The sequence below is a fragment of the Streptomyces sp. SolWspMP-5a-2 genome (assembly GCF_900091845.1).
Lineage (GTDB): Bacteria > Actinomycetota > Actinomycetes > Streptomycetales > Streptomycetaceae > Streptomyces > Streptomyces doudnae.
Genome location: NZ_FMCI01000135.1, coordinates 1 through 21,191, shown reverse-complemented (window position 1 = coordinate 21,191; position 21,191 = coordinate 1). Strand labels below are relative to the sequence as shown.

The window sequence follows — 21,191 nt, the reverse complement described above, 5'->3', positions numbered from 1 at the left end:
TCGGCGCGGGCCCGTTCGATCTCCCCGGGTGCGGCGCACCCGGCCGGTCAGCGAGTCAGCGGCATCGCGGCCAACTGCGCGACGGCCAGCGTCAGCGGGCCGAACAGGGCCAGCAGGGCGCCCGCCCGGACGGCGGCCGCGCTGCGCAGGGTGGCCGCCGGGGCGCCGAGCCGCACCAGGGCGGCCGTGGTGTCCGCGCGGGACTGCCGCGCCTCGACGGCGGCGGTGCACAGCGTCGCCACCGCGCACCCGGCGACCAGCAGGGTGCCGAGGAGGGTGAGCGGCCCGAAGGCGGGACCGTCCGGGTCGTACAGGGTGCTCATCGCGTACCCGCCGGAGGCGACGGCGCAGACGACGCCCAGCGGGCGCCCGATCCTGGTCGCCTCGTCCATCAGCACCCGTCCCGCCAGCAGCCGCAGCGCCCCCGGACGGAACGCCTGGAGCAGCCGCCCGCAGAGATGGGTGAGCCCGGGTCCGGCGAGGGCGAGACCCGTCGCGGTGAGGACCCAGCCGAGGAGCACGGCGGGGGCGCCACCGGCCAGACCGCCGGGCATCGGCAGCGCGGACCCCTGGGCGGCGCGGCCCGCGTAGGACTCGACGGCGAGCCCCGCGGCGAGCGTGGCGATCCCCCAGGGCAGCCCGGAGGGCGCGGGGCGGGGGGAGGACGGCGCGTCGGCGAGCCCGGCGATGGCGTGGAGAGCGCCGGTGACGGGGGACCCGGTGGCCTCCGTCCCGCCCGGCGCGTCCGGAGCGTCCGGCGCCCCCTGGTGACCCGAGGTGCCGTTGGTGCCGTGGGGGACAGCGGCGTCGGAGGTGCCGGGGCTGCCGTTCGTGCCTCCGCCGCCGTGGCCGCCCGCGGTGCCGGTGACACCGGCGCCGCTGATGATGTCCCTGGCCCCGACGGTGCTCACGGGGTGGTCGGTGCGTGTGCCGCCCGGCGCCACCGCCGTCGCGGTCGCCGTCCCCGGGCCCGCCGTCGCCACCGCTCCCGCCGCGGTGCCCGTACCCGGGCCCAGGTCCGTGTCCGTGTCCGTGGCCGGTCCCCGGCCCCGGCGGCGGGCGCCGAAGCGGCCGTACGCGCCGAAGGTGTCGTTGCGGTCCGGCCTGCCGTACGCGCCGAAGCGGCCGAACGGCCGGGCCTGCGCGGGCGATCGGACCTCTCGCGGACGCAGCGCGAGCGCGACCGTCAGGGACGCCGACGCCGGGACGAGGACCAGCAGGGTCAGGGCCGCGGGCAGCGGCAGCGGGCGTCCCGCGGCGAGGAACTGGGCCGCGGCGCCGTCGAAGGGCATGCCGGTCAGGTCGCCGCGCAGATGCAGGAACAGCAGCATCGCCAGCAGCGAACCGAGCACGCAGGACAGGGCGGTGGTGATCGCCGAGACGGCCATCAGCCGGGCCGGTCCGAGGCCGAACGCGGCGAGCCCGGTGCGGGGCCGGGCGCCGGGGTCGGTGCGGGCCACGGCGACCGCGAGGTAGACGGTCGCGGCCAGCGGCGTCAGACACCAGGCGAGGCGCAGCAGGGCCGCCGAAGAGGCGTCGTCGGGGTGGCCCATGGCGTAGCCCATCGTGCACAGCAGCAGGAAGCCGGTGCCCGCCGAGGCCGCCACCACCAGCAGGCGGCGGAGCTGGACGGCCGGGTGGGCGCCGCGGCTCAGACGGAGAGCGAGCACGCCGTGCGACCTTCCGACTCGGTGACCGGGGGCAGGTGGACGGTGGTGACGCGCCGTCCGTCGAGCAGCGGGACCGTGCGGTCGGCGAGCGCCGTCGTCTCCGGGTCGTGGGTCGCCACCACGACCGTGATGCCGTGCGAGCGGGCCGCGGAGGTGAGCGTGCGCAGCACGTGGGCGCGGTCGGCGCGGTGCAGCGGGGCGGTCGGCTCGTCGGCGAACAGGACGTTCGGGGTGGGGGCGAGCGCGCGGGCGATGGAGACCCGCTGGCGTTCGGCCTGGGTCAGCTCGTGCGGCCGTCTGCGGGCCCGGTCGCCGACGTCGAGGCGGTCGAGCCACTCCATGGCGGCGGCCCTGGCGCGCCCGCGGCCGGTGCCGCGCAGCATCAGGGGCAGCGCCGCGTTCTCCCAGACGGTCAGCTCGGGGACCAGCGAGGGCGCCGGGTCGATCCAGCCGAAGCGGTCGCGGCGCAGCCGTTCCCTGGCGCCGCGGCCCAGGGTGTGGACCGGCACGCCGTTGAACCAGACCTCGCCCCGCTCGGCGCCCAGCAGCCCGGACAGGCAGCGCAGCAGGGTCGTCTTGCCGCTGCCCCGCGGGCCGACGACGGCCAGGATCTCGCCCTCCTTCACGCCGAGCGAGACGCCGCCGAGCGCGGGTGAGCCGTCCTTGTGCCGGAAGTACAGGGCGCGTGCCCAGAGCACGTCGCTGTCGGGCGGGGCCACCATGGGCGTACACCTCGGTTCGGATCAGAGACGCCGTGCGCGGTTCGCGGATTCCCCCGTGCGGGGGAACGGAGGCGACCGGGGCAGGGCCGATCGGACACTGGCACGCTAGGCAGCCCCGGCCGGGAGGCCGGACAGCACACGGCCCCGGGCGCCCGTTTCTCACTCGAACGGGCGGTACCGGGGCCAGTGTTGATCAGCTGATCGGAGGGGTGGCGGTCAGAGCTTGGTCCACGCCTCGGTGAGCGTCGCGCGCAGGATCTGCTCGATCTCGTCGAAGGTCTCCTGGCGGGAGATCAGCGGCGGGGCGAGCTGGATTACCGGGTCGCCCCGGTCGTCGGCGCGGCAGTAGAGGCCGTTCTCGAACAGCGCCTTGGAGAGGAAGCCGTACAGCACGCGCTCCGTCTCCTCCTCGTCGAAGGACTCCTTGGTGTGCTTGTCCTTGACGAGTTCGATGCCGTAGAAGAAGCCGTTGCCGCGGACGTCGCCGACGATCGGCAGGTCGTGCAGCTTCTCCAGGGTGGCCCGGAACGCGTGCTCGTTGTCCAGCACGTGCTGGTTGAGGCCCTCGCGCTCGAACAGGTCGAGGTTGGCGAGGCCGACCGCCGCGGAGACCGGGTGGCCGCCGAAGGTGTAGCCGTGCAGGAAGGTGTTGTCGCCCTGGTAGAAGGGCTCGGCCAGCCGGTCGGAGACGATGCAGGCTCCGATCGGGGAGTAGCCCGAGGTCATGCCCTTGGCGCAGGTGATCATGTCCGGCACGTAGTCGAACTTGTCGCAGGCGAACATCGTGCCCAGGCGGCCGAAGGCGCAGATCACCTCGTCGGAGACGAGCAGCACGTCGTACTGGTCGCAGATCTCGCGCACCCGCTGGAAGTAGCCGGGCGGCGGCGGGAAGCAGCCGCCGGCGTTCTGCACGGGTTCGAGGAAGACGGCGGCGACCGTCTCCGGGCCCTCGAAGAGGATCTGCTGCTCGATCTGGTCGGCGGCCCAGCGCCCGTACGCCTCGGGGTCGTCGCCGTGGATCGGGGCCCGGTAGATGTTGGTGTTGGGCACCTTGTGCGCGCCCGGCACCAGCGGCTCGAACGGGGCCTTGAGGGCCGGCAGGCCGGTGATGGACAGGGCGCCCTGCGGGGTGCCGTGGTAGGCGACCGCGCGCGAGATGACCTTGTACTTGGTGGGCTTGCCGGTGAGCTTGAAGTACTGCTTGGCGAGCTTCCAGGCGGTCTCGACCGCCTCGCCGCCGCCGGTGGTGAAGAAGACCTTGTTCAGGTCGCCCGGTGCGTGGTGCGCGAGCCGCTCGGCCAGCTCGACGGCCTTGGGGTGGGCGTACGACCAGACCGGGAAGAAGGCCAGCTCCTGCGCCTGCTTGAACGCGGTCTCGGCCAGCTCGGTGCGGCCGTGACCGGCCTGGACCACGAACAGGCCCGCGAGACCGTCGAGGTAGCGCCTGCCCTTGTCGTCGTAGATGTAGGTGCCCTCGCCGCGCACGATCGTCGGCACGGGGGCGTTCTCGTACGAGGACATGCGGGTGAAGTGCATCCACAGGTGGTCGTACGCGGTCTTGCTGAGATCCTTCTGGCTCACGGTTATCGGGTTCCCCACATGTAGGTCTGCTTCTTGAGCTTCAGGTAGACGAAACTCTCGGTGGAGCGCACGCCGGGCAGTGTCCGGATGCGTTTGTTGATGACGTCCAGCAGGTGGTCGTCGTCCTCGCAGACGATCTCCGCGAGGAGGTCGAACGAGCCCGCGGTCATCACCACGTACTCGACTTCCGACATGGCCGTCAGCGCGTCGGCGATCTTCTCGACGTCTCCCTCGACGTTGACGCCGACCATCGCCTGCCTGCGGAAACCCACGGTGAGCGGGTCCGTCACGGCGACGATCTGCATCACGCCCTGGTCGAGCAGCTTCTGGACGCGCTGGCGCACGGCCGCCTCGGAGAGCCCGACGGCCTTGCCGATCGCGGCGTACGGTCTGCGGCCGTCCTCCTGGAGCTGCTCGATGATGGCGAGAGAGACGGCATCCAGGTGCGGGGTGCCGTTCCTGGACTCCCGGGAGTCCCTCGGTTCTGCGCTTCGACTGGCCACGCCCTCACTGTGCACGACGTCTCGTCGGTTCCGCAAGGGCGGAGCGATGAAATCCGTTGTCTATGTGACTGAGACCTGCGGATTTCGCAGCGTTGGCGGGATCGGGGGTGTTGAAAACGTGGGTCGGCGGATTAGGGTGGGCGTCTCAGTGACTGGACAGGCGGCGGTCCGGGGTCCCGATGCCGGGCGACGGCCCGCCGCCGCTTCCGGTGACCGACCATTCGACCGCTTCACCCCCAGGAGGCCGGCAGTGACCAGCGAGCTGCGTCGTCTGCGCAACTACATCGACGGCGCGTTCCGCGACGCCGCCGACGGACGGACCACCGAGGTCGTCAACCCCGTGACGGGCGAGGCGTACGCGAGCGCGCCGCTGTCCGGCGCGGCCGACGTGGACGCCGCGATGTCCGCCGCCGCGGCGGCCTTCCCCGGCTGGCGCGACACCACCCCGGCCGAACGCCAGCGGGCCCTGCTCAAGATCGCGGACGCGTTCGAGGAGCGGGCCGAGGAGCTGATCGCGGCGGAGGTGGAGAACACCGGCAAGCCGATCGGGCTGACCCGCTCGGAGGAGATCCCGCCGATGGTCGACCAGATCCGCTTCTTCGCGGGCGCGGCCCGGATGCTGGAGGGGCGCTCGGCGGGCGAGTACATGGACGGCATGACGTCGATCGTGCGCCGTGAGCCGGTCGGCGTCTGCGCGCAGGTCGCGCCCTGGAACTACCCGATGATGATGGCCGTCTGGAAGTTCGCGCCCGCCGTCGCGGCCGGGAACACGGTCGTGCTGAAGCCGTCGGACACCACCCCGGCCTCCACCGTCCTGATGGCCGAGATCATCGGCGGGATCCTGCCGAAGGGCGTCTTCAACGTCGTCACCGGCGACCGCGACACCGGCCGTCTCATGGTCGAGCACCCGACCCCGGCCATGGCCTCCATCACCGGCTCGGTCCGGGCGGGCATGTCGGTCGCCGAGTCCGCCTCCCGCGACCTCAAGCGGGTCCATCTGGAGCTGGGCGGCAAGGCCCCGGTCGTGGTCTTCGCCGACACCGACATCGCCAAGGCCGTCGAGGACATCTCGGTGGCGGGCTTCTTCAACGCCGGGCAGGACTGCACGGCGGCCACCCGCGTCCTCGTCCAGGAGTCCGTCCACGACGAGTTCGTGGCCGCGCTCGCCAAGGCGGCCGCCGAGACGAAGACCGGGCGGCCCGACGACGAGGACGTCCTGTACGGCCCGCTCAACAACCCGGACCAGCTCCGGCAGGTCTCCGGCTTCGTGGAGCGGCTGCCCGCGCACGCCAAGGTGGAGGCGGGCGGCCACCGGGTCGGCGAGCAGGGCTACTTCTACGCGCCGACCGTGGTCTCCGGGCTGCGGCAGGACGACGAGATCATCCAGAACGAGGTCTTCGGGCCTGTCATCACCGTCCAGTCCTTCACGGACGAGGACCAGGCCGTGGAGTGGGCCAACGGCGTCGACTACGCGCTCGCCTCCTCGGTGTGGACCAAGGACCACGGCCGCGCCATGCGGATGTCCAAGCGGCTCGACTTCGGCTGCGTGTGGATCAACACCCACATCCCGCTGGTCGCCGAGATGCCCCACGGCGGCTTCAAGAAGTCCGGCTACGGCAAGGACCTCTCCGGGTACGGGTTCGAGGACTACACTCGGATCAAGCACGTGATGACGTCCCTGGACGCGTGAGCGCGGACCCGACCGGCGGGCCCCCGCGGCCCGTTCCGGGCGGGACCTCCCGGTACGGCCCCCGCGGCCCCGGACGGCAGACGCCCGTCCGGGGCCGTCCCGCGTCCCCGGCCCCACCGGCGCCGGACGGCCCCGCCGCGCAGGTCGACAAGGTGTCCCGCCTGCCGGGACGTGCTCGACGCAGCGTCGATTGTCCGGCCCCGCGGGGGAGCGGCATGCTGCCGCAATGGCCCTGACACCGAAGCTCCCGCCGCCCTCCCGCCGGACCCTGCTGCGCGCGCTGGGCGGGGGTGCGGTCCTCGGCGGCCTCGCCGGATGCGGGGTGCCGGCCGCGTACGTGTCGCCCGGCGACCGCGCGGCGGCCGACGTCTCCGTCCGGGACCGGCGGCTGCGGTTCGCCAACTGGCCGCTGTACGTCGACACGGACGACGACGACCCGACGGAGCGGCCGTCGCTGGACGCGTTCGAGAAGCGGACCGGGATCGCCGTCGACTACGTCGAGGAGATCAACGACAACGACGAGTTCTTCGGCAAGATCAGCCCCGCGCTGATGAACCACCAGCAGACCGGCCGGGATCTGATCGTCATCAGCGACTGGATGTGCGCGCGGTTCGTGCGGCTCGGCTGGGTCCAGCGGATGGACCGGTCCCGGCAGCCGCACGTCGCCCGGTACCTGGACCCGCTGCTGAGCGCGCCCGCCTTCGACCCCGGCCGCCGCTGCACCGTGCCCTGGCAGTCGGGCATCACCGGCATCGCCTACGACCGGCGCCGGGTGGGCCGGGAGATCCGCGGCGTCTCCGACCTGTGGGCCGACGACCTCAAGGGCCGGGTGACCCTGCTCTCCGGGCTCGACGAGGCGTTCGCGCTCCTGATGCAGGGCGACGGTGTCGACATCAGGACCTGGAAGGCCGACGACTTCCACCGGGTCTGCGACCTGGTCCAGCGGCAGGTCGCCCGCGGCCAGATCCGCCGCTTCACCGGGAACGACTACACGAAGGACCTGGTCAGCGGGGACGTCCTGGCCTGCCAGGCGTACTCGGGCGACGTCATCCAGCTCCAGGCCGACAACCCCGACATCCGCTTCGTCGTCCCGGAGGAGGGCGCGGAGCTGTGGTCGGACTCGCTGATGATCCCCGACCGCGCCCGGCACAAGCGCAACGCCGAGCGGCTGATCGACTACTACTACGAGCCGGAGGTGGCGGCGGAGCTGGCGGCCTGGGTCAACTACGTCTGCCCGGTCCCCGCCGCCCGGGACGTGCTGGCGGCGTCCAAGGACGAGGACACCGCCCGGCTCGCCGAGAACCCCCTGATCTTCCCGGACGGCGCGATGCGCGATCGGCTGGTGATCGCGCGGGACATCACCTCGGGGGAGCGGGTGGAGTTCGCGAAGCGGTGGAACCGCATCGTGGGGCTGTGACGGGGGCGCCCGCGCCCGCCGCCGGGGGTCAGACCTGGTTCTCGCCGCCGTCGACGTACAGGTTGGCGCCCAGGACGAAGCTGCTCTGCGGCGAGGCGAGGAACGCCACCACCGCGGCGACCTCCTCGGGGCGGCCCATGCGGGCGGCGGCGATGGCGCCGCTGAGGTTCTTCCTGGCGCCGTCCGCGTTCTCCTCGCCGAAGAGGGCCGTGATCCCGGGGGTGTCCACCGGGCCGGGCGAGATGGCGTTGACCCGGACGCCCCGGCCGACGAGTTCACCCGCCCAGGTCCGCGCGTAGGAGCGGACGGCCGCCTTGGACGCCGCGTAGGTGCCGAACGCCCGGGTGCCGTTGTCGGCGGCGGTGGAGGCGTTGAGGATCACCGACGCGCCCTCGTTGAGCAGCGGCAGCGCCTTCTGGACGGTGAGGACGGTGCCGCGCACGTTGACGGCGAACGTCCGCTCGAAGTGCTCCTCGGTGACCTCCTCCAGGGTGGCGAAGTCCGCGTAGGCCGCGTTGGCGAACACGACGTCCAGGCCGCGGCCCCGGGCGCGGACCGCGTCGTAGAGCCGGTCCAGGTCGGCCGGGTCCGTGACGTCGCCCGGCACGGCGGTGGCCCGGTCGGGGCCGATGGCGGCGACGGCCGCGTCCAGCTCCGCCGCGCGCCTGCCGGTGACGAAGACGTGCGCGCCCTCGGCCGCCAGCCGGACGGCGGAGGCCAGACCGATGCCGGTGCCGCCGCCGGTGACCACGGCGGTCCTTCCTTCGAGCTGCCCGGTGCCGGTCCCCGCGGCGGCTGTCTGCGTGCTCATGTCCATGACCTCCCCAAAAGTTCGGTACCGATCGGTACCAATTGCTGACACGGAGGACCGTAGCACCTTCCGAACCGATCGGTACAGAAAGAGTAGGATGAACGCATGGAGACGCATCGCAGGGCCCCGGTCGGACGGCCGCGGGGGTTCGACGCCGACGAGGCGCTCGAACGCGCCGTCCACGTCTTCTGGGAACAGGGCTACGAGGGCGCCAGCCTCACCGACCTCACCAGCGCCATGGGCATCACCCGCACCAGCATGTACGCGGCCTTCGGCAACAAGGAGGAGCTGTTCCGCAAGGCCCTGGAGCGGTACTCCGAGGGTCCCGCCGCGTACGTGGGCCGGGCGCTGCGGGAGCCGACCGCGCAGCGGGTCGCCACCGCCTTCCTCGACGGCTCGGTGCGGGCCACCACCCGGCCCGGCTGCCCCGCCGGCTGCCTCGGGGTCCAGGGCTCCCTCGCCGCGGGCGAGTCGGGACACGCCGCCCGCGACGCCCTCGTCGCCTGGCGCGACGAGGGCGTGGCCCGGCTCGGCGAACGGTTCGCGCGCGCCGTCGACGAGGGCGACCTGCCGTCCGGCACCGACCCCCTGCTGCTGGCCCGCTACCTGATGACCGTCGCCAACGGCATCGCCGTCCAGGCCGTCGGCGGCGCCTCTTCCGACGAACTGCACCGCGTGGCCGCCCTCGCCCTGCGAAACTGGCCGCCCGGCTGAAGGCGACCGAGGAGCAGCCCGTGACGACAGCCCGACGGCCCTTCCCCGGCGCGTGGTTGAGCGGCCTCGTCGCCTCGGACCAGGCGCCGCGGCACCTCGCGGAGTACTTCCGCGCCGTCGCGCCGGGCGAGGCGGCCGGGTACACCGGCAGCCGCTTCGAACGGCTCGGCGGCGGAGGGGACCGGCCGGAGACCGCGGACACGGTGACCGCCGACGACCTCGTCGCGGTGCAGACCCTGTCGGTGTCCGTCCCCTCGCGGGTCGCCCTCGACCTCCTGGAAGGCGGGCTCGGCCGCGACCTCCGCGAACTGCTGCGCCGCGTCCCCCGCGACCTCGACATGGCCGACGCCGCCCGTACGGACCTGGACCGCAACTCCCCGGCCCACGCCGCCTGGGAGCTGCTGCGCGGACAGGACAAGGTCGGCTGGGTCGTCGCGGGCAAGATCCTCGCCCGGAAGCGGCCCCGGCTGGTTCCCGTCTACGACAGCGTCGTCCGGTGTGCCCTCGGGGCGCCGCGGGAGTTCTGGCTCGGGCTGCACGGGGCGCTGCGGGCCGACGGGCGCGCCCTGCACACCGGGTTGCTCGAGCTGCGGGACCGTGCCGGGGTGCCCGGGACGGTCGGGGCGCTGCGGGTCTGCGACGTGCTGATCTGGAAGCACCACCGGGACACCCACCGCAAGCGTGGCTGCCCCGGGGTGTGACGGCTTCCCCCGCCGCCCCTCAGACCGTCGCCGCCTTCTCCTGCTGCGCCGTCCGGGCCAGGCGGGCCGCGCGGGTGCGGGGGCCGAAGACGGCCAGGGTGACCGCGCCCACCAGCCAGCTCCCCGCGATGAAGAAGAAGACGCTGCGGTAGCCGTGGTGGGTGTACAGGGACGCCACGATCAGCGGGCCCGCCGCGTTGGAGAGGCGGCCGAGGCCGTAGGAGACGCTGGTGCCCAGCGAGCGGCCCCGGGTGTCGAACACCTCGGGGGAGTAGGCGTAGCCGAGGGCCGTGTAGCCGCGTTCGAAGAGGTTGACCAGGAAGCCGAAGACGATGATCAGGACGGGGTCGAAGGTCAGCCCGTACAGCAGGCCGCAGACCGCGATCACCGTGCCGAACGCGACCAGGCACCACTTGCGTTCGAAGCGGTCGGTGACCAGCGCCGCCAGATAGGAGCCCAGCGGGGCGCCCACCGTCGTCAGGGCCACGTAGAACACCGACTTCTCGACGCTGAAGCCCTCCTTGGCCAGCAGCGTCGGCGCCCAGCTCGAATACCCGAAGAAACCGATGGTCTGGGTCACCCAGACGACCGTGAGCAGCAGGGTCGGCAGCAGGTACTTGCGCTGCAGGAGCAGGCGCAGCGGGGCCTTCGTCACCGGGGCCTCGGCCACCGGCGGCGCCGGTTCGGGCAGCGGGCCCAGCTCGGCCGTCACCCGGGCCTCGATCTCGCGCAGCACCTCGTCGGCCTTCGCGTGGTCGCCCCGGCTCTCGTACCAGCGCGGCGACTCCTTGAGGTGCCGGGTGAACAGGACGAGCAGCAGGCCGAGCGAGCCCCAGAGGTAGACGAGCCGCCACGACCAGTCGCTGAGCGGCACGACCGCGCTGGCGATGAGGTTGGTGACCGGGGTGCCGCAGATCCCGATGACGATCGCGTACGCCTGGTACTTGCCGCGCACGGCGGCCGGATACATCTCGTTGATGTAGACGACGCCGACGACGGTCATCGCCGACAGGCCCGCCGACGTCAGCACCCGGAACGCGCCCAGCGAGACCAGGTCCCAGGAGAAGACGGAGACCAGGGAGAAGAAGCCGAAGAACACCGTCGTGCGGACGAGGGCGAGTTTGCGGCCCCACCGGTCGGCGAGGGCGCCGCCCGCGAGCGAGCCGACGAACATGCCGACGAACGACAGGGACGTCACATAGGCGACGTGGTCGACCGTCACGCCCCACAGGTCGATCAGTTTGGGCGCGGTGGTGGCGAAGCTGTTGATGTCCGCGAACTCGAAGAAGTACGCGAAGGAGACGGCGAGCAGCATGGTCTTGTGGAAGCCGGAGACCGGCAGGCGGTTCATCCGGTTCATCGCGTTGGCGTTCTGCACGGGGACGGCCTTCGGGTCGGAGGGGCGGTCGGGGATCACGGCCAGTACAGGGCCATCGGGTTGGTGACCAGCAGCTTCGTGCGCTGCTCTGCCGTCGGCGCGAGGTGCGGGACGTGGTCGACCAGGAGGCCGTCGTCGGGCATGTGGCCGGTGAGGTTGGGGTGCGGCCAGTCGGTGCCCCACAGGACGCGGTCGGGGAACTCCGTCACCACCCGGCGGGCGAACGGCACCACGTCGGTGTAGGCGCGGGTCTCGCCGTCGAGGGCGGGCGGTCCGGTGACGCTGAGCCGCTCGGGGCAACTCACCTTCACCCACACGTCGTTCGCCTCGACGAAGCGCAGGAAGCGGGTGAACTCCGGGCCGCCGACCGGGCGGGTGACGTCGGGGCGGCCCATGTGGTCCACCACCAGCGGGGTCGGCAGCGAGGCGAAGAAGTCCTCCAGGTCGGGCAGGTCCGCGCTCTCGAAGTACAGGACGACGTGCCAGCCCAGCGGGGCGATCTTCCGCGCGATGGCGGCCAGGTCCGCCGCGGGCGAGGCGTCGACCAGCCGGCGCACGAAGTTGAAGCGGACGCCGCGCACACCGGCCGCGTCGAGGGCGCGCAGCTCGTCCTCGCCGATGTCGGGGCGGACGGTCGCGACGCCCCGGGCCAGCCCGCCGGAGGCGCGGACCGCGTCCAGCATCGCCGAGTTGTCCGCGCCGTGGCAGGTGGCCTGCACGATGACGTTCCGGGCGATGCCGAGGTGGTCGCGGAGGGCGAAGAGGTCGTCGCGTCCGCCGTCGCAGGGCGTGTACTTGCGCTCCGGCGCGAACGGGAAGCGGGCCTGCGGGCCGAAGACATGGCAGTGGGTGTCGACCGTGCCGGGGGGCAGGGTGAAGCGGGGCACGGACGGGCTCGGATGCCAGTCGAGCCAGCCGGGGGACTTGGGGGCGGGCATGGCGGACCTCTCGGGATGCGGGTGCGGCGGCGGGTGCGGGTGCGGTCGGGGTGTGGGGGTGGCGGCGGGTGCGGGTGCAGTCGGGGTCCGGGTGCGGCGGTGGGTACGGGTGCAGTCGGGGTGCGGCGGCGGGCGCGGGCGCGGGTGCGGGTCGGCGTGGGCGTGACGTGGCCGTGGTGCGCGTCGGCGCGGGCGCGCTGTGCCGTTGGGCGCCGGTGAGCGTCCGAGCGCGTTCCCGGGAACCGCCGGGACGGCCCCCCGCGGGTCAGCGGTTCTGGCGGCGCAGCAGCGCGTCCAGGCGCGGGTAGACGGCGCGCGCGTTGTGCTCCCGGATCGCCGCCAGGTCCGCCTCGGGCAGCCCCGCCGCCTCCGCGTACCGGCCGGTGTCGTCGAAGTGGTGGCCGCTGCACGGGTCGACGTCCCGGACGGCGCCGATCATCTCCGAGGCGAACAGGATGTTGCGGGTCGGCACGACGTCGAAGAGCAGGTCGGCGCCCGGCTGGTGGTACACGCAGGTGTCGAAGTAGACGTTGCCCAGGACGTGTTCCTCCAGCGGCGGCCTGCCCAGCGCCATCGCCAGGCCGCGGAAGCGGCCCCAGTGGTAGGGCACCGCCCCGCCGCCGTGCGGGATCACCAGCCGCAGGGTGGGGAAGTCCGCGAACAGATCGCCCTGCACGAGCTGCATGAACGCCGTGGTGTCGGCGTTGAGGTAGTGCGCGCCGGTGGTGTGGAACGCCGGGTTCACGCTGGTGCTGACGTGGATCATCGCCGGGACGTCGTACTCGACGAGCTTCTCGTAGAGCGGGTACCAGGAGCGGTCCGTCAGCGGCGGCGCGCTCCAGTGGCCGCCCGAGGGGTCGGGGTTCAGGTTCACCGCAACCGCCCCCAACTCTTCTACCGCGCGCGTCAGTTCGGGGACACAGGTGGCCGGGTCGACGCCCGGGGACTGCGGCAGCATCGCCGCCGTCGCGAACCGCCGCGGGTACAGCCCCGCGACCCGGTGGCAGAGGTCGTTGCAGAGCGCGGCCCATGCGGCGGAGGTCGCGAAGTCCCCCACGTGGTGCGCCATGAAGGACGCCCGGGGCGAGAACACCGTCAGGTCGATGCCCCGTTCGTCCATCATCCGGAGCTGGTTCGGCTCGACGCTCTCCCGCAGTTCGTCGTCGCCGATGACGAGTTCGGCGCGGGAGGGGGCGGACGCGGGGTCGGCGAGCGCGGCCGTCTGCCTCTCGCGCCAGGCGGCGAGGGCGGGCGGTGCGGTCGTGTAGTGACCGTGACAGTCGATGATCATGAGGGTCCTTCCCGGGGCGCGGTTGCCGCCGACCGCCGCAGCCTCGCGCCGCCCCGGAGCCCCGCACGAGACACCCCGGCACAGAACTAACCGTCCCTTAACATTGCCGCCCGCTGACCGTCCGTGCGCGCATCGTCGCAGGTGGTAGGGGGTGCGCGTGGTCTACATTCGAAGGCGGCGCGGGCACGGGAAGGCACGGACGACAGGAGGCCGCGGGGTGCAGATACTGCTGGCCGAGGACGACGACGGCGTCGCCGCGGCGCTGGTGGAGGTCCTCTACGACCACGGGCACGTCACCCGGCGGGTGCGCCACGGCCGGGACGTCCTCACCTATCACCGCAGCTCCGACCTGCTCCTGCTCGACCTCGGCCTGCCCGACCTGGACGGCCTCGACGTCCTGCGCGCCCTGCGGGCCGTCAGCGACCTGCCGGTGCTGGTGCTCACCGCCCGCGGCGACGAACGCTCCGTCGTGCGCGGACTGCACCTCGGCGCCGACGACTACCTGGTCAAACCGGTCCGGCTGGCCGAGCTGCTCGCCCGCATCGACGCCGTCACCCGGCGCAGCCGCGGCCGCGCCGGGACCGGGACAGGACCGGTGCGCGTCGGCGACGTCGAGATCGACCTCGACGTCCGCCGGGTCACCGTCGGCGGCGACCCGGTCGGGCTGACCACCAAGGAGTTCGACGTCCTCGCCGCCCTGGCCGCCCGCGCGGGCACCGCCGTCAGCCGGGAGCAGCTCCTCGACGAGGTGTGGGGCGACGCCTACCACGCCGTCTCGCGCTCCCTCGACGTCCACCTCACCCAGCTGCGCGCCAAACTGCGCCGCCCCGAACTCCTCACCACCATCCGGGGTTTCGGCTACCGGCTCGGGGAGTGAGGGCGGCGTGCGCACCCGGGTCCAGGCCGCGCTGCTGATGTTCGTCGTGCTGGCGGTGGCCGCCTTCGCCGTCCCGCTGCTGCTGTTCACCGCCTCCGACCGCACCCAGCAGTGGGTCCTCGCCCGCAGCTCCGACCTCGACCGCCTCGCCTCCCTCACCGACCAGGCCGCGGCCACCGGCGACACCTCAGCGCTCACCGCCGAGGCCCGCCGCTACACCCAGCTCTACGGCGAGGGGCTGGTGGTCACCGACACCCGGCGCAGACCCGTCGTCGAGACCGGCGGGGTGCGGGCCGCCGACCCGGCCGTCGCCCGCCTCCTCGACGCGGCCCTGCGCAACCAGACCGCCCACCCCTCGGCCGCGCTGCGCCCCTGGTCGCACGGGTCGCGCACGTTCGCCGAACCGGCCGGATCGGGCACCCGGGTCTCCGGCGCCGTCGTGCTGCGCGCCTCGACCGGCGCGGCCGCCCACGACATCGCCCGCCGCTGGGCCGCCGTCCTCGCCGGGACCGCCCTGGTCGCGGTGGCCTGCACGGTCCTCGCCCGCGCCGCGACCGGCTGGGTGGTCAGCCCGCTGCGCCGCCTCGACCGCGCCGTCGGACAGCTCGCGGCCGGGCTGCCGCCGGAGCAGACCAGGGCCGGCGGGCCGCCCGAACTGCGGCAGCTCGCCACCGGGTTCAACCGCATGGCCAGGACCGTCACGGCCGCCCTCGAACAGCAGCGGCGGCTGGTCGCCGACACCTCGCACCAGATGCGCAACCCGATGGCCGCGCTGCGGCTGCGCGTCGACGCCCTCCACCCCCATCTGCCGCCCGCCGCCGACCGCACGTACACCGGCGTCACCACCGAACTCGACCGGCTGGAGACCCTCCTCGACGACCTCCTCGCGCTGGCCGCCGCCGAGCACCGGGCCGGGGAGCTGACCGTGACCGACGGGCCCGACGTGCGCTGCGAGGTCGCGGCGGTCGTCGCGGAACAGGGTGCGCGGTGGGAGCCGGTGGCGCGGCGGGCCGGGCTGCGCATCACGTCCTCCGCCGGGCCGCCGTCGGCGGTCGCCGCCTGCACCGACGGTGAACTGGCCCAGGTCGCCGCCGTCCTGCTGGACAACGCGATCAAGTACGCGGGCCCCGGCGCCGGGATCACGCTCGGCCACGGCGTCGAGGGCGGGTACGCGGTCCTCACCGTGACCGACGACGGACCGGGCCTGCGCCCCTTTGAACTCGCCCTGGCCACCACCAGGTTCTGGCGCTCGGCCGACAACTCCCGCACGAAGGGAACCGGGTTGGGCCTGGCCATCGCCGAACAGCTCCTCGCCGCCCGCGGCGGACGCCTGGAGCTGACCTCCGCCCGTCCCCGCGGCCTGCGGGCGAGGGCCCTGGTGCCGCGCCACCCCGGAGGAGCGCGGTGAACGGCGGCCCGCACCCCGCCCGCCGCCGGGCGCTCCGGGCCGGGCTCGGCGCCGCCCTCGGGGGTCTGCTGGGCGGCGCCCTCGCCGCGGACGGGTCGCGGCAGGACCCCGGGCCCAGCGGCGTGCTGCGGATCGCCACCGGGGAACCCACCGCGTTCTACGCCGCGTTCGGACGGCTCCTGGCCGCCGAGATCGAGGCCGCCCACCCCCGGCTGGTCTGCCGGATCAGGACCACCCCGGGCAGCCTCACCAACATCGAGCTGCTGCGCGACCGCCGCGCCGACCTCGCCCTCGTCCTCACCGACACCGCGCGGGCCGTCCAGGCGGCCGGACCGCTCCCCGGGCCGGTGCCGCTGCGGGCCATCGGCCGGGTCTACGAGACGTACCTCCAGTTCGCCGTGCGGGCCGACTCGCCGGTGCGCACGGTGGCCGACCTGGCCGGACACACCGTCTCGCTCGGCGCCACCGGATCGGGCGCCGCCGAACTCGGCGAACGGCTGCTGCGCGCGGCCGGTCTCGCCCCGGGGGACGTCCCCGTCCGGCACCTCCCGCTGGAGACGGCCGCCGCCGCGATGCGCACCGGCGCGATCGAGGGACTGCTGGTGGCGGGCGGCGTCCCGCTGCCCACCCTCTCCGACCTCGACGTCAGGCCGGGGCTGCGGTTCCTGCCGCTGGGCGGGCTGCTGGCCCGGCTCGGCGGCGCGGACGGGCGGGCCGGGGCCGGGCTCGAGGAGGTGTCGCTGCCGCAGGGCGCCTACCGGGCGGCGGCGGGCGTCGCCACCATCGGCGTCTCCAACCTGCTGGTCTGCCGTCCCGACCTGGACCGCAGGGTCGCCGAGACCCTCACCCGGCTGCTGGTGCTGCGCGCGGGCGCGCTGGTGCCCGGCAACGCCGTCGGCACGCAGTTCCTCGACGTCCGCAGCCTCATCGGCACCGGCGCGATCGCCCTGCACCCGGGCGCGGTGCGCGCCTACCGGGCACTGCACGGCTGACCCCGCCGAAACCCCCCGGCGCGACTTTGCCATCTCTTTACAACCTGTCCCGGTGCTGCCTCGTCTCTCCGCTCGATTCCTTTCCGCCAACGAGAGAGAGCCACCTGATGCGTCGAACCTTCATCGGTGCCGCGGCCCTCGGTTGCGCCGCCGTCGTGCTGGGCACCGTCCCCGCCTTCGCCGACTCGACCACCCCGACCACCCGCCCCGCCGAGGCGTCCCCGGTGCCCGCCACCGGGCCGACCGACCGCGCGTCCGAGGCGTCGCCGGTGCCGAGCACCCAGCCGACCCGCGCGACCACCCCGACCAAGCGTCCGGCCTCCCGCGACCAGGTCTCCGTGGTCCCGGCCGGTGCGCCCGACACCGGGGTCACCGGCCCCGCGCAGGACTCCGGCACCCCGGCCGCCGCGATCGGCGGGGCCGCCGCCACGGCGCTCCTGGCCGGTGCCGGTTTCGTCGTCGTGCGCCGCCGCCGGGCGACCGGGGCATGAGTCCGTTCTCCAGGCGCGCGTTCCTCGGTGCGGCCGCCGTGTCCCTCGTCGCGGGCTGCGGTCCGGGCGACGGCACCGGCGTCCGCACGGAGGGCGAGGGCGGCGCGGGAAGCACGGGCGGCGACGGCAGCGGCGCCGGGAACTCCGGCACCTCACCGTCCGCGCCCGCCGGATCGGCGCCTCCGACGGCCGGTTCGCCGCCGGTACGGCTGCTGATCCCCGCCATCCACGTCGACACCCCGCTGCTGCGGCTCGGTCTCGCCGCCGACGGCACCGTCCAGGTGCCGCCGATCACCGCGCACGACCGGGCCGGCTGGTACCGGCACTCACCGGCACCGGGTCAGACCGGACCGTCGGTGATCCTCGGCCATGTCACGGTCGGCTCCTTCGGGGACGGCGTCTTCCGCCACCTCTCCGAGCTGCGCCGGGGCGACACGATCGAGGCGCGCCTGGAGAAGGGCGGCCCGGCCCGCTTCGAGGTCACCGCCGTCCGCACGGTCGCCAAGTCCGCCTTCCCCACCCAGGAGGTGTACGGCGACGTCGACCGGCCGGAGCTGCGGCTCATCACCTGCGGCGGCGCCCACGACGGTGACGGCTACGCCGACAACGTGATCGTGTTCGCCGCGCCGGCCGCCGATCCCACCTGATCCACGGGGGAAGGATGCAGGGCCGCGGAACGTACGCCGTCGGCCCGGCATCCTTCCCCACGTGCCCCCACGACCATGGAGAGCGTTGAAACGGTCCCGTGACAGGGCTGCGTCCGAGCTGTTCGCTGCCCTCTACCCACGCCTGGCCGGCTGGTGCCGACGGCTCGTCGACGACGACGGGACGGCCCACGAGATCGCCAGCGAGGCGTTCACCCGGCTCTGGGCCCGCTGGGCGTCCGTGGAGGAGCCCCGGGGCTTCCTCTACGTCACCGCGGCCAACCTGGTCCGGGACCACTGGCGCAAGACGGAGCGCGAGCGGCGGGCGATGCGCCGGGCCACCACGGAGGCCGCCGTCCGCCCGCACCCCGAACAGGCCGACCCGTCGGTCCGGTTGCTGGTGCAGTCCCTGCCGGAGCGACTGCGGGTCCCGATCCTGCTGCACTACTACGCTGACATGCCGATCCGGGAGGTGTCCGCACTGACCGGCCGCAAGGAAGGAACTGTCAAGGCCGACCTCCACGCGGCCAGAGAACTGCTCCGCGTCCACCTGAGGAGAAGCCTTGACCACACACCCTGACGACAGCGCCGGACCCGACCCCGAGGACCCGCTGACCGTCATCCTGCGTCCCCCGGACGACCTGCTCGGCCCGCCCGTCGGCCGCTACCGGGAGATCCGCCGCACCGCGGGCCGCCGCAAGGCGCTGCGGGCGCTCACCACGGCCGGGGTGACCTGCGCGGTCGCCGTCCTCGTCGCGCTGCCGCTGCGCACCTCGGGGCCCGGCACCCCCGACGCGCCGGTCGTCCCGATGGCGCCGCCGCCGGTCAGCGGGTCCACGGTGCCGACCCCCTCGCCCGCGTCCCCGGCGCCCGAGCGGCGCAGCGAGCCCCGCGACACCACCGGGTCGCCGGTGGCCTCGCCGCCGTCCCGGCGCGCGGAGAAGGAGCCCAGGACGTCTGTCCCGAGGAGGGAGGCGTCCGAGGCGACCTTGCCGTCCTCGATCGCGTCCGTCGCACCGACCCGCCCCGTCCAGGACACGCCCACCACCCCGTCGCCGTCCCGCGAACTCCGCACGTCGGGGCGGAGTTCGTAGCCGGGGCAGGGGCGCGCCGGTCGCCGTGGGTTCCGGCCACGGCGACCAGCGCGCCAACGTCCCTTCCGAACAGGCCGGTTGACGAGGGTCACCGCCCGGGTCGCCTCAACTCCGCAGCGTGTGCAGTGTGCCGACCCGGTTGGTGGTGATCGAGTCGACGCCCGCGTCGATCAGCCTGCGCATCGAGCGGCGGGTGTCCGGCGTCCACACCGACAGCAGGTAGCCGTCCCGGTGGACCCGCTCCGCCAGGGCGTGATCGACCAGCCCGAAACGGTAGTTGAGCCAGCGCGGCCTGACCGCGTCCAGCAGTCCGGCGCGGGCCGGGGCCAGCGTCGTACGGGTCAGCGCGATCTCCGCGGACGGGTCGGCGGCGCGCACCGCGAGCATCGACGGCGCGTCCCCGGTCCAGTAGACGCGCTCCCCGGCCCCGCACTCCCGGGCCGCCGCCACGATCGTGGCCACCGCGCGGTCGTCCGGCCGCCCCGGCAGGTCGATCATCACCCGGCCGTCCCCGGTCGCGGCCAGCGCCTCGGCCAGCGTCGGCACCCCGCCGCCGGTCACGCCGCGCACCTCGTCCGCGGACAGGGCGTGCAGCGGACGGTCGTGCTCCCAGAGGCGGGTGAGGGTCTCGTCGTGCAGCAGGACGGGCACGCCGTCTCTGGTGAGGCGTACGTCGATCTCGACCGCGTCCGCGCCCAGACGGAGCGCGGAACGCAGCGAGTCGAGCGTGTTCTCACGGGCGTGGTAGGGGGCGCCGCGATGGCCCACGGCAGTCAGAGTCTGCATGGGCCCATTGTGGTGGGCTTCAGGAGGAGAGCCACCGCGCGGTGTACGTGTCGATCTCCGCGGCCAGCAGCGCCGTGCCCGACGCGTCCAGGAAGGACGCCTCGACCGCGTTCTTCGCCAGCTCGGCGACGCCCCGCTCGTCGAGGTCGAGCAGCCGGGCGGCGACCGCGTACTCGTTGTTCAGGTCGGTGCCGAACATCGGCGGGTCGTCGGAGTTGATCGTCACCAGCACGCCCGCCTCGACGAACTGCCTGACCGGGTGCTCGTCGAGGGTGGCGACGGCGCGGGTGGCGATGTTCGACGTGGGGCACACCTCCAGCGGGACGCGGCGCTCGGCGAGGTGCGCGAGGAGCTTCGGGTCGCGGAAGGAGTTGGTGCCGTGCCCGATGCGCTCGGCCCGCAGATGCGTCAGCGCGTCCCAGACCGTCTCGGGGCCGGTCGTCTCCCCGGCGTGCGGCACCGACCGCAGTCCGGCCGCGACCGCCCGGTCGAAGTACGGCTTGAACTGCGGCCGCGGGACGCCGATCTCGGGCCCGCCGAGCCCGAACGACACCAGTCCCTCCGGGCGCAGCCGGTCGTCGGTGGCCAACCGGACGGTCTCCTCGGCGGCTTCGAGTCCCGCCTCGCCGGGGATGTCGAAGCACCAGCGCAGCACGGTCCCGAAGTCGGCCTCGGCCGCCTTGCGGGCGTCCTCGATCGCGTCCATGAACCCCCGCTCGTCGATGTTGCGGCGGGTGGACGACCAGGGGGTGACGGTCAGTTCGGCGTACCGCACCTGCTGGCGGGCCATGTCCCTGGCCACCTCGTAGGTGAGCAGCCGGACGTCCTCGGGGGTGCGGATCAGGTCGACGACGGAGAGGTAGACGTCGATGAAGTGCGCGAAGTCGGTGAAGGTGAAGAAGTCGGCGAGGGCCTCGGGGTCGGTGGGGACCTTGGAGTCGGCGTGCCGGGCGGCGAGTTCCGACACGATGCGCGGGGAGGCGGAGCCGACGTGGTGGACGTGCAGTTCGGCCTTGGGCAGTCCGGCGATGAACGCGTGCAGGTCCCGCGGGGCCGCGGCGGACTCGAAGCGGTGGTCGGTCAAGGGTTCCTCCCCGGAACGGCGTCCCCGGCGATGTCGGCCGGACGGGACGCGGTGATCGGCTGATCGGTGACTCGGGGATCATCGTAGGCCCGGATTACGTGGGTTCGGCGGGGGCCGTAGCATGACGGGACGTTCGACAGAGGGGGGTCCTGGCATGTCCGACGACGCGCAGACGCCGGCAGCGCCGGAGAACGGCGCCGCGGCGGCCCCGGGGCACCGGTCCGACCCCTGGGCGGGCCGGGACGTCTCCGGCACGGCGGCGGACGGTACGACGGCGGACCCGTGGGCCGGACGCGAGGTGAGCGGGGCGGTACCCGGCGGGACCGGGACGACCCCGGACCCGTGGAGCACGCCCGAGGACGCGGCGCCCCCGGCGGACCGCACGGCCCCGGACGCCCC

General features: G+C 73.9%; 20 protein-coding genes and 2 pseudogenes. 12 read left to right on the top strand and 10 right to left on the bottom strand.

Going from position 1 to position 21,191, the window contains the following annotated elements; translation table 11 throughout:
* Positions 1-47: 47 nt before the first annotated feature.
* The 4 genes from GA0115242_RS13075 to GA0115242_RS13060 all read right to left on the bottom strand — a co-directional run bounded on the left by GA0115242_RS13075 (position 48) and on the right by GA0115242_RS13060 (position 4,491).
* Entirely contained in the window at positions 48-1,670 is a 1,623-nt protein-coding gene (locus GA0115242_RS13075; protein WP_093827861.1) for a hypothetical protein, read from the bottom strand.
* A complete protein-coding gene (locus tag GA0115242_RS13070) occupies positions 1,652-2,392 on the bottom strand; it encodes an ABC transporter ATP-binding protein (protein WP_093827859.1) in 741 nt (246 codons plus the stop codon). The genes GA0115242_RS13075 and GA0115242_RS13070 overlap by 19 nt, the downstream gene beginning before the upstream one ends.
* A 216-nt stretch (positions 2,393-2,608) precedes the next feature.
* Positions 2,609-3,973, bottom strand: a complete 1,365-nt coding sequence (locus GA0115242_RS13065) for an aspartate aminotransferase family protein (protein ID WP_093827857.1) — start codon at positions 3,971-3,973, stop codon at positions 2,609-2,611.
* Between the two features lie 2 nt (positions 3,974-3,975).
* The gene (locus GA0115242_RS13060; protein ID WP_093827855.1) at positions 3,976-4,491 is read right to left on the bottom strand and encodes an Lrp/AsnC family transcriptional regulator; all 516 of its coding nucleotides are present in this window, start codon (positions 4,489-4,491) and stop codon (positions 3,976-3,978) included.
* Positions 4,492-4,726: 235 nt separating this feature from the next.
* Between GA0115242_RS13060 and GA0115242_RS13055 the strand changes: the two genes are divergently transcribed.
* Positions 4,727-6,166, top strand: coding sequence for a gamma-aminobutyraldehyde dehydrogenase (locus tag GA0115242_RS13055; RefSeq protein ID WP_093827853.1), 1,440 nt, complete (start codon positions 4,727-4,729; stop codon positions 6,164-6,166).
* Positions 6,167-6,392: 226 nt separating this feature from the next.
* A complete protein-coding gene (locus GA0115242_RS13050) occupies positions 6,393-7,583 on the top strand; it encodes a polyamine ABC transporter substrate-binding protein (RefSeq protein WP_093827851.1) in 1,191 nt (396 codons plus the stop codon).
* A 28-nt stretch (positions 7,584-7,611) separates the two neighbouring features.
* Here the strand turns inward: GA0115242_RS13050 and GA0115242_RS13045 are convergent, their stop codons facing one another.
* On the bottom strand, positions 7,612-8,394 hold the full coding sequence (locus GA0115242_RS13045; RefSeq protein ID WP_093827942.1) for an SDR family NAD(P)-dependent oxidoreductase: 783 nt from the start codon (positions 8,392-8,394) through the stop codon (positions 7,612-7,614).
* 105 nt (positions 8,395-8,499) lie between these two features.
* Here GA0115242_RS13045 and GA0115242_RS13040 point away from each other — a divergent pair, with 105 nt between their 5' ends.
* Both GA0115242_RS13040 and GA0115242_RS13035 read left to right on the top strand, forming a co-directional pair.
* Positions 8,500-9,108 (top strand): TetR/AcrR family transcriptional regulator, encoded by a 609-nt coding sequence (locus GA0115242_RS13040; protein ID WP_093827849.1) that lies wholly within the window; start codon positions 8,500-8,502, stop codon positions 9,106-9,108.
* Between the two features lie 20 nt (positions 9,109-9,128).
* Positions 9,129-9,809 carry a DUF6308 family protein gene (locus tag GA0115242_RS13035; RefSeq protein WP_256089422.1) on the top strand — a complete coding sequence of 227 codons (681 nt, stop codon included), beginning with the start codon at positions 9,129-9,131 and terminating at the stop codon, positions 9,807-9,809.
* Positions 9,810-9,828: 19 nt separating this feature from the next.
* On the opposite strand, the gene GA0115242_RS13030 is transcribed toward GA0115242_RS13035, so the two are convergent.
* The 3 genes from GA0115242_RS13030 to GA0115242_RS13020 form a co-directional block, all read right to left on the bottom strand.
* Positions 9,829-11,187, bottom strand: coding sequence for an MFS transporter (locus tag GA0115242_RS13030; RefSeq protein ID WP_093827938.1), 1,359 nt, complete (start codon positions 11,185-11,187; stop codon positions 9,829-9,831).
* Between the two features lie 35 nt (positions 11,188-11,222).
* Positions 11,223-12,125: an amidohydrolase family protein gene (locus tag GA0115242_RS13025; RefSeq protein WP_093827848.1), complete on the bottom strand. Its 903-nt coding sequence runs from the start codon at positions 12,123-12,125 to the stop codon at positions 11,223-11,225.
* A 265-nt stretch (positions 12,126-12,390) separates the two neighbouring features.
* On the bottom strand, positions 12,391-13,416 hold the full coding sequence (locus GA0115242_RS13020) for an amidohydrolase family protein (protein ID WP_093827846.1): 1,026 nt from the start codon (positions 13,414-13,416) through the stop codon (positions 12,391-12,393).
* Between the two features lie 217 nt (positions 13,417-13,633).
* Here GA0115242_RS13020 and GA0115242_RS13015 point away from each other — a divergent pair, with 217 nt between their 5' ends.
* From GA0115242_RS13015 to GA0115242_RS12985, 7 genes are all read left to right on the top strand, one after another.
* Positions 13,634-14,293, top strand: coding sequence for a response regulator transcription factor (locus tag GA0115242_RS13015; protein ID WP_093827844.1), 660 nt, complete (start codon positions 13,634-13,636; stop codon positions 14,291-14,293).
* 7 nt (positions 14,294-14,300) lie between these two features.
* Positions 14,301-15,701 (top strand): sensor histidine kinase, encoded by a 1,401-nt coding sequence (locus tag GA0115242_RS13010; protein WP_093827843.1) that lies wholly within the window; start codon positions 14,301-14,303, stop codon positions 15,699-15,701.
* Complete coding sequence (locus GA0115242_RS13005; protein ID WP_093827842.1) at positions 15,698-16,693, top strand: TAXI family TRAP transporter solute-binding subunit; 996 nt, start codon at positions 15,698-15,700, stop codon at positions 16,691-16,693. The genes GA0115242_RS13010 and GA0115242_RS13005 overlap by 4 nt, the downstream gene beginning before the upstream one ends.
* 107 nt (positions 16,694-16,800) lie before the next feature.
* Positions 16,801-17,184 (top strand): twin-arginine translocation signal domain-containing protein, encoded by a 384-nt coding sequence (locus tag GA0115242_RS13000; protein WP_093827840.1) that lies wholly within the window; start codon positions 16,801-16,803, stop codon positions 17,182-17,184.
* Entirely contained in the window at positions 17,181-17,831 is a 651-nt protein-coding gene (locus tag GA0115242_RS12995; RefSeq protein ID WP_093827838.1) for a class F sortase, read from the top strand. Before GA0115242_RS13000 ends, GA0115242_RS12995 begins: the two co-directional genes overlap by 4 nt.
* An 85-nt stretch (positions 17,832-17,916) precedes the next feature.
* Positions 17,917-18,408: an RNA polymerase sigma factor gene (locus GA0115242_RS12990; RefSeq protein WP_093827836.1), complete on the top strand. Its 492-nt coding sequence runs from the start codon at positions 17,917-17,919 to the stop codon at positions 18,406-18,408.
* The gene (locus tag GA0115242_RS12985) at positions 18,392-18,922 is read left to right on the top strand and encodes a hypothetical protein (RefSeq protein WP_176729805.1); all 531 of its coding nucleotides are present in this window, start codon (positions 18,392-18,394) and stop codon (positions 18,920-18,922) included. The genes GA0115242_RS12990 and GA0115242_RS12985 overlap by 17 nt, the downstream gene beginning before the upstream one ends.
* 105 nt (positions 18,923-19,027) lie before the next feature.
* On the opposite strand, the gene GA0115242_RS12980 is transcribed toward GA0115242_RS12985, so the two are convergent.
* On the bottom strand, positions 19,028-19,708 hold the full coding sequence (locus GA0115242_RS12980; protein WP_093827834.1) for a glycerophosphodiester phosphodiesterase: 681 nt from the start codon (positions 19,706-19,708) through the stop codon (positions 19,028-19,030).
* Between the two features lie 19 nt (positions 19,709-19,727).
* Positions 19,728-20,887: pseudogene (locus GA0115242_RS12975) on the bottom strand (adenosine deaminase).
* 59 nt (positions 20,888-20,946) lie between these two features.
* Between GA0115242_RS12975 and GA0115242_RS41255 the strand changes: the two are divergent.
* Positions 20,947-21,191 (top strand): annotated as a pseudogene (locus GA0115242_RS41255) (hypothetical protein); the annotation flags it as partial.